Origin of the sequence: Pontibacter virosus (assembly GCF_003096355.1) — a bacterium.
Taxonomy (GTDB): Bacteria; Bacteroidota; Bacteroidia; order Cytophagales; family Hymenobacteraceae; genus Pontibacter; species Pontibacter virosus.
Window position 1 is genome coordinate 146,728 of sequence record NZ_QEKI01000006.1, and the last position, 12,760, is coordinate 159,487.

At 48.9% G+C, this 12,760-nt stretch carries 12 protein-coding genes and 1 tRNA gene; 1 reads left to right on the forward strand and 12 read right to left on the reverse strand.

All coding sequences use genetic code 11. The features are described 5' to 3' along the window. Window positions 1-64: 64 nt before the first annotated feature. The 5 genes from C8E01_RS11180 to C8E01_RS11200 form a co-directional block, all read right to left on the reverse strand. Window positions 65-928, reverse strand: a complete 864-nt coding sequence (locus tag C8E01_RS11180) for a sigma-70 family RNA polymerase sigma factor (RefSeq protein WP_007656436.1) — start codon at window positions 926-928, stop codon at window positions 65-67. 192 nt (window positions 929-1,120) lie between these two features. Further along, window positions 1,121-3,259 (reverse strand): polyribonucleotide nucleotidyltransferase, encoded by a 2,139-nt coding sequence (pnp, locus tag C8E01_RS11185; RefSeq protein ID WP_116543529.1) that lies wholly within the window; start codon window positions 3,257-3,259, stop codon window positions 1,121-1,123. Between the two features lie 145 nt (window positions 3,260-3,404). Beyond that, window positions 3,405-3,680 (reverse strand): 30S ribosomal protein S15, encoded by a 276-nt coding sequence (rpsO, locus tag C8E01_RS11190; RefSeq protein ID WP_116543530.1) that lies wholly within the window; start codon window positions 3,678-3,680, stop codon window positions 3,405-3,407. A 117-nt stretch (window positions 3,681-3,797) separates the two neighbouring features. After that, on the reverse strand, window positions 3,798-5,225 hold the full coding sequence (locus C8E01_RS11195) for an LptF/LptG family permease (RefSeq protein WP_116543683.1): 1,428 nt from the start codon (window positions 5,223-5,225) through the stop codon (window positions 3,798-3,800). A 100-nt stretch (window positions 5,226-5,325) separates the two neighbouring features. Continuing rightward, the gene (locus tag C8E01_RS11200) at window positions 5,326-5,727 is read right to left on the reverse strand and encodes an START-like domain-containing protein (RefSeq protein ID WP_116543531.1); all 402 of its coding nucleotides are present in this window, start codon (window positions 5,725-5,727) and stop codon (window positions 5,326-5,328) included. A 135-nt stretch (window positions 5,728-5,862) separates the two neighbouring features. On the opposite strand from C8E01_RS11200, the gene C8E01_RS11205 reads away from it, so the two are divergent. Beyond that, window positions 5,863-5,936: transfer RNA gene (locus C8E01_RS11205), tRNA-Met, on the forward strand. Window positions 5,937-5,978: 42 nt separating this feature from the next. On the opposite strand, the gene C8E01_RS11210 is transcribed toward C8E01_RS11205, so the two are convergent. From C8E01_RS11210 to C8E01_RS11240, 7 genes are all read right to left on the reverse strand, one after another. Next, window positions 5,979-7,250 carry an alginate export family protein gene (locus tag C8E01_RS11210; RefSeq protein ID WP_116543532.1) on the reverse strand — a complete coding sequence of 424 codons (1,272 nt, stop codon included), beginning with the start codon at window positions 7,248-7,250 and terminating at the stop codon, window positions 5,979-5,981. 228 nt (window positions 7,251-7,478) lie between these two features. Further along, window positions 7,479-7,823, reverse strand: coding sequence for a 50S ribosomal protein L20 (gene rplT / locus C8E01_RS11215; protein ID WP_007656428.1), 345 nt, complete (start codon window positions 7,821-7,823; stop codon window positions 7,479-7,481). Window positions 7,824-7,920: 97 nt separating this feature from the next. Further along, a complete protein-coding gene (gene rpmI, locus C8E01_RS11220; protein ID WP_076666337.1) occupies window positions 7,921-8,115 on the reverse strand; it encodes a 50S ribosomal protein L35 in 195 nt (64 codons plus the stop codon). 23 nt (window positions 8,116-8,138) lie between these two features. Next, window positions 8,139-8,663 carry a translation initiation factor IF-3 gene (gene infC / locus C8E01_RS11225; protein ID WP_116543533.1) on the reverse strand — a complete coding sequence of 175 codons (525 nt, stop codon included), beginning with the start codon at window positions 8,661-8,663 and terminating at the stop codon, window positions 8,139-8,141. A gap of 118 nt (window positions 8,664-8,781) precedes the next feature. Then, a complete protein-coding gene (thrS, locus tag C8E01_RS11230; protein ID WP_116543534.1) occupies window positions 8,782-10,722 on the reverse strand; it encodes a threonine--tRNA ligase in 1,941 nt (646 codons plus the stop codon). Between the two features lie 19 nt (window positions 10,723-10,741). Beyond that, a complete protein-coding gene (locus C8E01_RS11235) occupies window positions 10,742-11,818 on the reverse strand; it encodes a tetratricopeptide repeat protein (protein WP_116543535.1) in 1,077 nt (358 codons plus the stop codon). A gap of 148 nt (window positions 11,819-11,966) precedes the next feature. Then, window positions 11,967-12,758 carry a tetratricopeptide repeat protein gene (locus C8E01_RS11240; protein ID WP_116543536.1) on the reverse strand — a complete coding sequence of 264 codons (792 nt, stop codon included), beginning with the start codon at window positions 12,756-12,758 and terminating at the stop codon, window positions 11,967-11,969. Window positions 12,759-12,760: the final 2 nt, after the last annotated feature.

The window sequence follows — 12,760 nt, forward strand, 5'->3', positions numbered from 1 at the left end:
AACAGCCAGAAATACAAAGAGCCCTGACCTTACGGACAGGGCTCTTTACAGTGTTTTTATTAGCCTAACCTAAATAAGGCTTCAATGCTTTGCTTCTGGAGGTATGACGTAGTCTTCGGATCGCTTTCTCCTTGATCTGACGCACACGCTCGCGGGTCAGGTTAAACTTCTCCCCGATTTCTTCCAGCGTGAGTGAATGCTCGCCGTTCAGACCGAAGTAAAGCGTGATTACATCAGCCTCACGTTTGGTAAGGGTAGACAAAGCACGCTGCACTTCCTTACGGAGCGAGTCGTTCATCAGACCTGTGTCAGGTGACTCTTCGTCTTCGTTTTCAAGCACATCCAACAGGCGGTTTTCCTCTCCCTGCACAAACGGAGCATCTACTGACACGTGACGGCCAGAGATTTTGAGTGTGTCAACAACTTCAGCAGTTGTCAATTCAAGCACCTCTGCGATCTCTTCCGGAGAAGGCTCGCGCTCAAATTTCTGCTCTAGTTCAGAGAAAGACTTAGATATCTTGTTAAGAGAACCAACACGGTTCAGCGGAAGACGCACGATACGAGACTGCTCGGCCAATGCCTGCAGAATAGACTGACGGATCCACCAAACTGCATAAGAGATGAACTTGAAACCTCTTGTTTCATCAAAACGCTTGGCAGCTTTGATCAGACCCAGGTTACCCTCGTTAATAAGGTCGCCTAGCGAAAGGCCCTGGTTCTGGTACTGCTTTGCTACTGACACAACGAAACGCAGGTTGGCTTTGGTCAACTTCTCAAGTGCAAACTGATCTCCCTCTTTGATTCTCTGAGCAAGCGATACCTCCTCATCCGGCGTAAGCAAATCGACTTTACCAATCTCCTGCAGGTATTTATCAAGCGACTGGCTTTCGCGGTTGGTGATCTGTTTGCTTATCTTGAGTTGTCTCATCAGAGTATATTGTTATTACAAAAAATGTGAAAATCTTAATTCTGGGCTCGTTGGGGTAACATCAGAAAATCGCGCAAAGTTCTTACATTTTAAGAATAAAATCAAGAAGCATTTACGCGACGTCAAAACATAATACTCCTGACGCCACTCCGCCTTATACGGAACGGGCATCAGGAGTATAAGATTTAATGATTATTGTTGCGCTTCAGCGCCCGGCTTTGGTAGTATAGCCTTACGTGACAGCTTGAACTTACCCGTCTTCTTATCAACGTCGATCAGCTTCACCTTCACTTCTTCACCAATTTCCAGCACGCCGTCCATTGTCTCGAGGCGCTCATGCTTAATCTCTGAAATGTGCAGCAAACCGTCTTTACCTGGCATGAACTCTACAAAGGCACCATAAGGCTGGATAGATTTCACTTTACCAATGTAAATCTCTCCAATCTCAGGCTGCGAAACAATTGCCTTGATTTTGGCTACCGCACTGTTCATAGAGTCCTGATCAGTAGCAAAGATGTTCACATGGCCTTTCTCGTTCTTCTCTTCGATAAGAATAGTAGCACCCGTGTCTTTTTGGATCTGCTGAATTACTTTACCACCTGGTCCGATCACGGCGCCGATAAACTCCTTGTCAATCACGATGTTGAATGAACGAGGCGTATGTGGCTTGTAATCAGGGTTAGGAGAAGAAATGGTCTTGTTCATCTCGTTGAGAATGTGCAGACGACCTTCTCTTGCCTGAGCAAGTGCCTGGCTCAATACATCGTGAGACAAGCCCTGTACTTTAATGTCCATCTGGCAGGCAGTAATACCTTTGCTGGTACCAGCTACTTTAAAGTCCATATCACCTAAGTGGTCTTCATCACCCAGGATGTCAGAAAGAACGGCAAAGTTGCCTGTGCTCTCGTCTGTGATCAAGCCCATGGCTATACCTGAAACGCCGTCCTTTACAGGAACGCCTGCGTCCATTAGGGCAAGCGAACCAGCACATACCGTGGCCATAGAAGAAGAACCGTTAGACTCCAGGATGTCAGACACGATACGGATCGTGTATGGGTTCTCAGAATCAGCAGGAAGCACTTTCTTAAGGGCTCTGAGTGCCAGGTTACCGTGACCGATCTCACGACGGCCAGGACCTCTGTTTGGCTTCACCTCACCTGTTGAGAAGGCAGGGAAGTTATAGTGCAGCAAAAACTTATTGTAACCGGATACCATCGCACTGTCGATCATCTGCTCGTCCAGTTTGGTACCCAATGTAACTGTAGTCAGGGATTGTGTCTCACCTCGTGTGAATACGGCTGAACCGTGCGTAGCTGGCAGGTAGTTGATCTCTGACCAGATAGGACGGATCTCATTCAACTGACGGCCATCCAGACGCACACGGTCATTGAGGATCATCTTACGAACGGCATCCTTCTCAACATCGTGGTAGTAGGTCTTGATCAGGCCCATGTCATAGCCATGCTCCTCACCCAGCGACTCAACGAACTCGTTCAGTACGGCGGCAAATCCTTCTTTGCGCTCAGCTTTGTTGGCACGGCCACGCTTGGCTACTTCATAAGCCTTGTCGTAAGTGGCCGCATATACCTTCTGGCGAAGCTCGTCATCATGTGTTTCATGGGAATACTCACGCTTCTGCAGTTTGCCTACCATTTCGGCAAGCTCCATCTGCGCTTGGCACTGTACTTTGATCGCTTCGTGTGCGAAGGCGATTGCCTCCAGCATTTCCTCTTCAGACACCTCGTTCATCTCACCCTCTACCATCGCCACGCTGTCGATTGAGCCACCTACGATCATGTCGATGTCTGCGTTCTTAAGGTCAGAAACTTTCGGGTTGATCACAAACTGACCGTCGATGCGCGCTACGCGCACTTCGGAGATAGGACCGTTGAAAGGAATGTCAGAAACAGCGAGGGCTGCAGAAGCTGCCAGTGCCGCCAGGGCATCCGGCATGATCTCTGCGTCTGCCGAGATCATATGTATAGTCATCTGGGTTTCGGCATGGTAGTCACCCGGGAACATAGGGCGCAGAATGCGGTCAACCAGACGTGATATCAAAATTTCGTAGTCAGAAAGGCGTGCCTCTCTTTTGAGGAAACCTCCCGGGATTTTACCAGATGAAGCAAACTTCTCCTGATAGTCCACTGAAAGGGGTAGAAAGTCAACTCCCTCGCGGGCTTCTTTATTAGAAACGACAGCTGCCAGTAGCATGGTGGTGCCCATTTTTACTACTACAGAACCGTCAGCCTGCTTGGCTAATTTACCAGTTTCGATAGTGATCTCCCGGCCATCCGGAAGAAAGATTGTTTTTGTGATCGCGTTTTGTGACATCTTCAATTATTATTTTTTAGCATCAAATAAACAGGGCTACCGTTTGCAGCCGCTGCTGGGGTACTGGCAAAGAGGAAGGGGGATTATAAAAGGGGCAGAAAAAAATAGGGAATCCCTGTCAGAAATTCCCTAATTTTCTATAAGCTTATTTACGGATACCAAGCTCGGCGATGATCGCTCTGTATCTTTCAATGTCATTTTTCTGCAGGTAGTTCAGAAGTCTTCTTCTTTTACCTACCAGCTTAAGAAGACCAAGACGAGTGCCGAAGTCTTTCTTATGAACCTTCAGGTGCTCTGTCAGATCAGCAATGCGCGTAGTGAACAGCGCGATCTGGCCTTCTGCAGAACCCGTGTCTGTCTTAGACTTGCTCAGGCTGTGCTTCTCAAAAATTTCTTGTTTCGCTTCAGTAGTTAATTTCATTGCGTATAAAAAATATCAATCTGTTATATTCAGTGGATAGTATCCCGTATAAGCCGCAAAGTTAAATAAAATATCTATATTAAAAAACTATTTGCAGCGAGTTATTTTGGTGCAGTTCTATATTTTGCTGCGCTTTAAACGGGTCATCAGCTTGCGCCAGAAGTCTACTTCCAGCAGGCTCGAGTCGTTCTGCGCCTGGTACAGAAAGAACAAGCCAATCGGCAGCAGGATGGCGTTCGCGCCCCACATCCCTGCCTCCACCGAAATCAGGCCTTCCCTCGCCCACTTCTCACCTAATATGCCCAGCACGTACATCACAATGAAAAACATAATGGAAATGATCACTGGCACGCCCAAACCACCCTTCTTAATGATGGCTCCCAGCGGCGCACCGATCAGAAACATGATCAGGATGGCAAATGACTGGGTGTACTTGCGCCAGATTTCAATTTCATAGTTGTTGGCATCTCGGCCAAGCGTAGCCACACGCTCTTTATAGCTCGACGTAAAACTCTTTACATTGCGGGCTTTATTGGCTGCAGCCAGCATGACGTCCGCCGTGATGGGTGACAAAGCCTTTTGCTCGTGCACAGAGTCCGGCAATACTTTGGTGAGTGGAAGGCCATTCTTCACCTGCCCTGTATCCGCTTTAAAATACATGTAAAAGGGATCCACGTTAGGAGCATACATCCGCTGCTCCCGGACACCCGAGCGACGCAATGAATCTGTTACCGCCGTCAGCTGCCCGATGTCTTTCATCATTTTGTTATCCGAGAAAAGCTCTTCGCGGGTACGGTCCAGCTCAAAAGAGGCCAGGCTGAAAATGATCTTGGTGGCGTCAAACTTTTCGCGCACAAACTGCTCCGATGAATTTCGGAATCCCCCGTTGTTCTGATCAACGTAGGTATTACCGCGGAACAATTCCAGAATCAGGTAATTGTCATCGTATTCGGTATACATCTGCCCCGAGTCGGCCAGTATCACCGTCGTATTGTTGCCACCTTTGGAGTGGTCGTAGATCATGATGTCCCGCAGGGAGCGCCCGTCATTCAGCTTCTCATTTATTTTAATGCTATAGCCGGGCAAGCCGTTGTAAAAGGCGCCTTCCTTGAAGTTCATGGCCGGCTTTTTCTGCCTGATATCCCACAACAGACTATAGGCTTTGAGGTTTGCCTTCGGAACAACGTAGTTATTAAAGAAAAAGGCTCCGATGGAGAGCGCAATTACAAAAAAGGCTACGGGGCGCAAAATACGCGGCAAGGCTACACCAGACGTCTTGATGGCGGTAAGTTCGTGGTGCTCTCCCAGGGTACCGAAGGTCATCAATGCGGAAAGCAGTACCGCAAGTGGAAGGGCGACAGGCGCCATGTTGATGCTGAAATAGAACAGCAGCTCTGCAAAAACGTCGTACCCCAGGTCTTTTCCCACCAGTTCATCGAGGTATTTAAGCATATACTGCGTGAGCAGAATAAACTCCACGATGGCAAACGTGAGCAAGAAAGGGCCGGCAAAGGATTTAAGTATTAGCTTATCTAGTTTCTTCATGTTGGCCAATTGGCATGCGGGCGTCAGAAAACCCGGTTATTTTCTTAAACACCGGTCTTCCAAAAATCGTGCAAAGATAAGCCTTTGGTGATAAGATGTGCTACCCTCCTACTATTTCACGTAGTTTCTGCATCAAATGCTCCCACAGCTCCTCCAACTCTTCCTCGTCATCTTCCTCTGAGTAGTCTACCACTTTCAGATACTGCTCCTGCGTCAGTTCGCTTGATTCGATCGAAAAATCGATATAAGATGGATCTGAAGTGTGTGTTTTGTCATCGTTGAGGAAAAGAAAGCGAACAGAACGATTCGTACGGTGGCTCGTCATCTCAGCGTAATGGTTGCGTCCATCCCAGAAGAAGTTGTAAACCTTGTCCTCGTTTATGGAAACGTCGTCACAAAACCACTGCGAAAGACCACTTAGGGTGCTCAGGTATGGGTACAGCAAACGGGCAGATGCATTTATAGGATACTCACGCACAAATTTCGTCTTTGTAGCTTTCATTATCTGTTGTTGTAAGTGACTGAGTAAGTATAGTATTAATTTCTGATTTGCTAAATATACAGAAAATAAAATATTTTTTTGTGCATCGATTGTTGCTTTTTTTAAAACTAACCGCTTATATTTGCACCACAATTCGGCGGGGTAGCTCAGATGGTTAGAGCGCAGGATTCATAACCCTGAGGTCGGCAGTTCGATTCTGCTCCCCGCTACAGAGCCCTGGATGCAAGTCCGGGGCTTTTTTTATGCCCTTCTCACTCTTTATCAAATGATTTCAGCAGGATCCGCGGCTGAATGCTGACCATCACCCATCCCCAGTCGGCGTAACTTGAAGCATTGCCGGGCTTAATTGCTTCCATAGTATTGCCTGCAAACAGACTGCTGTACCCCAGGAAAAACTGTATCTGATCGGAGTGCTTGTATTGGAGTACGGCATCAATCTCAGAGCCCAGGTAGCGATTGCTTGTCGCCGGGAGTCTTTCAGTGGCACTCAGGTTCTTAGCCAGCGCAAAGTAGTGGTAGTCCACGGAAAAGCTATACCTGGCTTTTGGGGTGTAGCCGATCTTGAGGTAGTTGTTGTGCAGACCGCCCTGCCGTGTATCGGCCGGAACGTTTATAAAGTAGTCCATGAAGCCGTAGAACTTATGGTTCGTGGCGTACAGCGTGTTAAAAGTATGCACCTTACGCTCGTGTCCGGCCATACCTGACAAATAAGTGGTCCCTACCGTAAACCGGAAAGGCTGGAAGGTATAGGCCGCCTCTGCTACCGCCAGGTAGGCCGCTATCTTTTTCCCGCTGCTGTGTTCGCCTGACTGCCTGTACAGCGAGCCGTTGAGTTGCACACGTTCCTGCAGGTAGTTGAGGTCCAGGCCATACGTATGCCGGAAGTATACGCCTCCCACCGTGTCAGGTCTTTGAAAACCGTCGCTGATGTGCATGGCCGAAACAGACAACTGATCATTTAACTTTTTATGCGCCCATAAAAATCCCAATACTTTGTAATTGTTCAGCCGGTAGTGCGTGTCGAACAGAGTTTCTTTCTCCTGGTTAAAGGCACCACCGGCATCCACGCTTATACCTTCCCACCTGGCTTTCAGCAGCAGACCGTCATGGCTGCGGGCTTGCTGCACCCAGTCCACATTACCCAGCAGGCGGTCGTTGTTGTAAACGAACTCCTGACGACCCAACTTTACGGAGAACCTATCTGATAAGGCAAACTCACCCCAGGCTTCATGCATGGCTGTGGAAGGAGTGTCCTTTAAGTGCGGCTCGTCACCCCAGACCCTGACGTCCTGCAAGCTAAACCGCATCTGTACTTTGTCCTGCTTGTAGTCGAGTGTAAGCCTGGAGCGCTGGTTTACAAAGAAGGCCCCGTTTTGTCCATCAGGCAAGCTTTGGTAGCCATTTCGCCACTCCGCTCTGGGCCTGACCTGCGGTGTCAGGTATAGCTGCGCCCAGGCTGCTTCCAGTGGGTACAATACTAGCAGCAATAGCAGCAACATTTTCGGTGTAAAACTCACTTTCATATTTGCAACGTTTTAATGGTGAGAACTGCCACTGAATGCGTGTTGACCATGCCGAACTTGCCAGCATGCGTACGCGCGACCGTAACGATGCGAAGTAGCGCAACTTACCCGCCCCAAGCGATGACTGCTATCATGCGCAAAGATGACTTTGATTAGTTTGCAATGGGTATAAACGCAAAAAGGGCCTGACTTGCGTCAGGCCCTTTTTGGTCATATAGCGAAAGTAAATTACTTTACTTTGTCAACGATGCTCTTGAAAGCTTCCGGATGGTTCATCGCCAGGTCAGCAAGTACTTTACGGTTCAGGTCGATGTTCGCTTTTTTCAAAGCGCCCATTAGCTGAGAGTAAGACATGCCATGCTCACGTGCACCTGCGTTGATACGCTGGATCCAAAGGGCGCGGAAATCTCTCTTTTTCGCTTTTCTGTCACGGTAAGCATAAAGCAAACCTTTTTCAATTGCGTTTTTCGCAACTGTCCAGACATTCTTGCGACGGCCAAAGTAACCTTTGGCCATTTTCATCATTTTTTTTCTTCTGTGTCGCGCTGCGACAACGTTTACCGATCTAGGCATTTCTAAAAAGTTTTGGCGGCTGGTGATTAAGCTTTAATCTTCAAAAGACCAGGCACCGGGTTCGTACTGAAAAATTAACCGTTCTAACTCCGGGGAATTAGATTTGAAGCATGAGTTTCACTCTGTCCATATCAGCTGTGCTAACAAGGCCAGTGTGTGTCAAGTTACGCTTCTGCTTCGTCGTCTTCTTGGTCAGGATGTGGCTCTTGTAAGCGTGCTTACGCTTAATTTTGCCAGTACCTGTCAAAGAAAAACGCTTCTTTGCACCAGATTTTGTTTTAACTTTTGGCATGTGTATATAATTAATTAAACAAATTACTTTTTAACGGGAGGTGCTACTTTCGGTGAAAGGATCAGGAACATTCTCTTTCCTTCCAGCTTTGGCAATTGCTCCACCTTCGCAATGTCTTCCAGCGCCTGGGCAAACTTCAGCAGCAGGATCTCGCCTCTTTCCTTGAACACGATCGTACGACCGACAAAGTGCACATAAGACTTGATCTTAAACCCACTCTCCAGGAAAGCTTTCGCATGTTTCAGCTTAAACTCAAAGTCGTGGTCATCTGTGTTAGGGCCGAAACGGATCTCCTTGATGACTACCTTCTGAGCTTTGGCTTTCATCTCACGGGTTTTCTTCTTCTGCTCGTACTTGAATTTCGAGTAGTCGATGATACGGCAAACCGGTGGATTAGCAGTTGGCGAAATCTCAACCAGGTCAAGATTCTGCTCGTTCGCTATTTTCTGAGCATCTCTGGTTGAGAACACTCCCTGCTCTACATTGTCACCAACTAACCGGACTTCTCTGGCAGTTATTTTATCATTGACTTTGTATGGCTCCTCCACTTTTCCGCGTGGGATGTAGCGCTTGTTTGGCGTAGCTATAGTTTTACCTCCTTAAATTAAGTTTATAAATCAGGGTGCGAATATCGCACATTTTATATCAAGAAAAAAATATCTCTTGCTAATTGTTCAGCATCTCAGCAATTTTTGACTGAAAAGTAGCGATGAACTCATCCACAGTCATCGTGCCCAGATCGCCTTCTCCGTGCTTGCGCACCGACACGACGCCGTTTTCCTGCTCCTTCTCCCCGACGATCAGCATGTAAGGCACCTTGCTCACTTCTGCATCGCGGATCTTCCGTCCGATCTTCTCATCCCGGTTGTCTACAAAACCCCGGATATCGTTCTGCTGCAGCTGGTCGTATACCTGTTGTGCAAAGTCCTGGTACTTCTCAGATATAGGCAGAATGGCAAATTGCTCCGGGCTAAGCCACAGCGGGAAATTTCCGCCGCAGTGCTCGATCAGCACAGCCACAAAGCGCTCCAAGGAGCCAAATGGCGCACGGTGGATCATCACAGGGCGATGTTTGGCATTGTCAGCGCCGATGTATTCGAGCTGGAACCTTTCTGGTAAGTTATAATCCACCTGAATAGTTCCCAACTGCCACTTGCGGCCCAGCGCATCGCGCACCATAAAGTCAAGCTTTGGACCGTAAAACGCGGCTTCGCCCAGTTCGGTTACAGTGGTGAGCCCCTTTTCCGCGGCAGCCTCGATAATGGCGCTTTCGGCTTTCTCCCAGTTCTCGTCTGAACCGATGTATTTGGCTTTGTTCTCCGGATCACGCAGGGAAACCTGGGCGGTATAGTCTTCAAAACCAAGCGCCTTGAACACGTACAGCACTAAGTCAATTACCTTGATGAACTCTTCCTTCACCTGGTCCGGACGGCAGAAAATGTGCGCATCGTCCTGAGTAAAGCCACGCACGCGGGTCAGACCGTGCAGCTCGCCGCTTTGCTCGTAGCGGTACACGGTACCAAACTCAGCAAAACGTACCGGCAGCTCTTTGTAAGAGCGCGGACGGGTTTTGTAGATCTCGCAGTGGTGCGGGCAGTTCATCGGCTTTAGCAGGAACTCCTCGTTCTCGTTCGGCGTCTTGATCGGTTGGAATGAGTCAGCGCCATACTTCTCGTAGTGACCGGAAGTAACGTATAGCTCCTTGCTGCCGATGTGTGGCGTTACCACAGGCTGGTAGCCTGCTTTCACCTGGGCCTTGCGCATAAACTGCTCGAGTCGCTCGCGCAGCAACGTGCCTTTCGGCAACCACAGTGGCAAGCCCATACCTACCTTCTCAGAAAAGGCGAACAGTTCCAGTTCTTTGCCCAGTTTGCGGTGGTCGCGTTTTTTGGCTTCTTCCAGGCGCTCCAGGTATTCTGTCAGCTCCTTCTGTTTCGGGAAGGTGATGGCATAGATACGTGTTAGCTGCTTGCTTTTCTCGTCGCCTCTCCAATAGGCACCGGCCACGTTCATCAGCTTGGCGGCCTTGATGAAGCCCGTGTTCGGGATATGTGGTCCGCGGCAAAGGTCCACGAAGTTGCCCTGGGTATAAAAGGTAATAGTTCCTTCTTCCAGGTCCTGGAGCAAGTCAAGCTTATATTGATCGCCTTTTTCGGTGAAATATTGGATGGCATCGGCCTTTGAAACCTCCTGACGCTTATACTCATTTTTTGCGCGTGCCAACTCCAGCATTTTCTGCTCTACTTTGGCAAAGTCATCCTGCGAAAAGGTTTTGCCCTCGCCCAGGTCCACGTCATAGTAAAAGCCATTCTCAACAGGCGGTCCGATGCCGAATTTTATACCTGGGTATAGCTCTTCCAGCGCTTCAGCCAATAAGTGGGCCGAGGAGTGCCAGAATGTATTTTTGCCCAGATCGTCGTTCCAGGTGAGCAGTTGCACGCTGGCATCTTCTTCTATAGGGCGAGACAGATCCCAAACGGAACCGTTCACCTTTACGGCCAAAACATTGCGGGCAAGTCCCTCGCTAATGCTGGTGGCGATCTCGAGGCCAGTTACGCCTTTCGGATACTGGCGTACAGAGCCGTCTGGCAAAGTGATGTTGATCATGTTATTTCTTAGTATCGTTTTAAAAGCCCCGCTGCCTGACAGCCATACTGTCGAGCTGGGGTCTGGGTCTTTCTAATCTATATCGGAGCCGGGCAACACTTTGTCTGGCATAGGTATGTTTCGGCTCAATAGCCAGCATACGCTCGTAAGTGCGCATGGCTGCCAGGTTCTCCCCTGTTCGCTCCAGGCTACTTGCCCGCACAGACAGGTATTTGAGCTCTTTGCTATACCTCGGCGCATTCTCCAGGTGCTGCAAGGCCAGTTCATTCTCTCCCAGACCATGCCGCAGCTGCGCCAACTGAAAGTGGGCCGCCTGCATTGTGTCTGACAAAGCGAGCACCTTTTCGAAGCTGGCCAGGGCACTGTCTTTACGAGCTGACTGCAGTTGAAGCACCCCTTTGTAGTGCCACAACTCAGGATCTTCTGGCGAGAGTCGCAATCCGTGCTCCGTATGCTTTCTGGCCTGAGCCAAGTCCGGCTGCGCCAGGTATAGCCCCGCCAGTGAGCGATGTGTTTCCGCAAAGTCAGGCTTAAACTCAAGCGCCTGCTGGTAATGCCTGATTGCTACTACTGTATCACCGGTCACTTCCGAAACTCTACCCTTGTAGTAGACCGCATATGGATCGTCAGGTGACAGTTCTAGCGCTTGCTTTGCAAATCGGGACGCTTTCGCATACTCGCCCTTGTCCAGGTATAGCTCCGTCAAAAGCACGTAAAGCGATGAACTTTCAAACGAGTTCCTTTCTGCCTGCAGCGCCAGTGGCAAAGCCTCTTCACGCCTGCCCATCAGGTATAGCACCTGTGCTTTTACAAAGAAGTTGGCAGGCTCCTTAGACAGCCTGATGGCTTCGTTTACATCGCTTAATGCCTTGTCCAGTTCATCCTGCCGTAGCAGCACCATGGCTCTCCTGGCGTACAGACTGCCGTCGCGTTTCGACCGCTCAATGGCTTCGCTTAGACTGACCAGCTGTTTTGCAGGATCCTCCACCGCCACTGCCTCCAGGTCTACCATCTGCTCCCGGGTACCTTCTTCTTTGCCGCAACCGGAAAGCATCCATACCACCACTACCCAACTTAAGACCCAACGAGACATCATGTGCTGCCTATTCTTACTATCTAGATTGCCGCTAAATTATAGATAATTTGCCTAAATAACGACAAATCACCCGCCTTATAGTTTTAAAGAAACACAAAGGGCCTGCCACCGGATGGAAGCAGGCCCTTTGTGTTGCAGTTATGTCTTATTACTTCTGATATGCTTGCAACATCATTTTACAGCGCCTGCTTAACTCCAGTTCCTCCTTCGTTTGTAGGTCAAGGTTCTGGGCCATGGCACGCTGCAGCGTATACACACAAGCATCTTTGTTTTTCATTTCCTGATAGATATTGGCCAGGTCAAAATAATAGCGCAGGTTATTAGGGTTATGCAAAATAGCCATTTCCATAGCGTAAATCGCGTCTTTGTTAGTAGCCGGTTTCTCTGCCATCCCACCCAGCATTACTTTGTAAGCTGTAATTTCTGCAAAATTGAGATTGGCCATTTTAAAGTACCAACGGCCCAGCAAATGCCATGCATCTGCATATTTATCATCAGCTGCAAGGGCTCCATCCAGGTATGCTTTTGTCTGGTTGATCATCGCTAACCGCTGCTTCGGGCCTGACACCATGGCCAAGGAAGCCAGAGAAAGCGCCATGGCATAATTAGAACGGGCATCCATAGAGTCCAACAAATAGGCACGGTGGGCGTAGTCTTTGGCGGTGCTAAAATGATTGAGCTTGCGGGTGTCGTCTGAGAATCGGTTACCCATCAGGCTGTGCAGGAGACTGGCTTGGCAAAGCGCTTCGTAATTCGACTCGTCCGCTACTATAATCTGCTCATACACGGCCAGTGCCTCTGTTTCCTTGTATTGCTCTTTCAGCTCATAAGCCTTCTTTAAAAGCACATCATGCCCGGAATCTCCCAGCGCGTCCATTGGACGAACAAGGAAACCGAGCATCATGAGTAAAACAGGTATAGCTTTAATAAGTATTCGCATAA

Coding starts and splice junctions, on each gene's coding strand:
- rpsO (WP_116543530.1), bottom strand. CDS start 3,680: ATGAAATTAACTACTGAAGCGAAACAAGAAATTTTTGAGAAGCACAGC.
- C8E01_RS11180 (WP_007656436.1), bottom strand. CDS start 928: ATGAGACAACTCAAGATAAGCAAACAGATCACCAACCGCGAAAGCCAG.
- C8E01_RS11200 (WP_116543531.1), bottom strand. CDS start 5,727: ATGAAAGCTACAAAGACGAAATTTGTGCGTGAGTATCCTATAAATGCA.
- C8E01_RS11235 (WP_116543535.1), bottom strand. CDS start 11,818: ATGATGTCTCGTTGGGTCTTAAGTTGGGTAGTGGTGGTATGGATGCTT.
- rplT (WP_007656428.1), bottom strand. CDS start 7,823: ATGCCTAGATCGGTAAACGTTGTCGCAGCGCGACACAGAAGAAAAAAA.
- pnp (WP_116543529.1), bottom strand. CDS start 3,259: ATGTCACAAAACGCGATCACAAAAACAATCTTTCTTCCGGATGGCCGG.
- rpmI (WP_076666337.1), bottom strand. CDS start 8,115: ATGCCAAAAGTTAAAACAAAATCTGGTGCAAAGAAGCGTTTTTCTTTG.
- C8E01_RS11195 (WP_116543683.1), bottom strand. CDS start 5,225: ATGAAGAAACTAGATAAGCTAATACTTAAATCCTTTGCCGGCCCTTTC.
- thrS (WP_116543534.1), bottom strand. CDS start 10,722: ATGATCAACATCACTTTGCCAGACGGCTCTGTACGCCAGTATCCGAAA.
- C8E01_RS11210 (WP_116543532.1), bottom strand. CDS start 7,250: ATGAAAGTGAGTTTTACACCGAAAATGTTGCTGCTATTGCTGCTAGTA.
- C8E01_RS11240 (WP_116543536.1), bottom strand. CDS start 12,758: ATGCGAATACTTATTAAAGCTATACCTGTTTTACTCATGATGCTCGGT.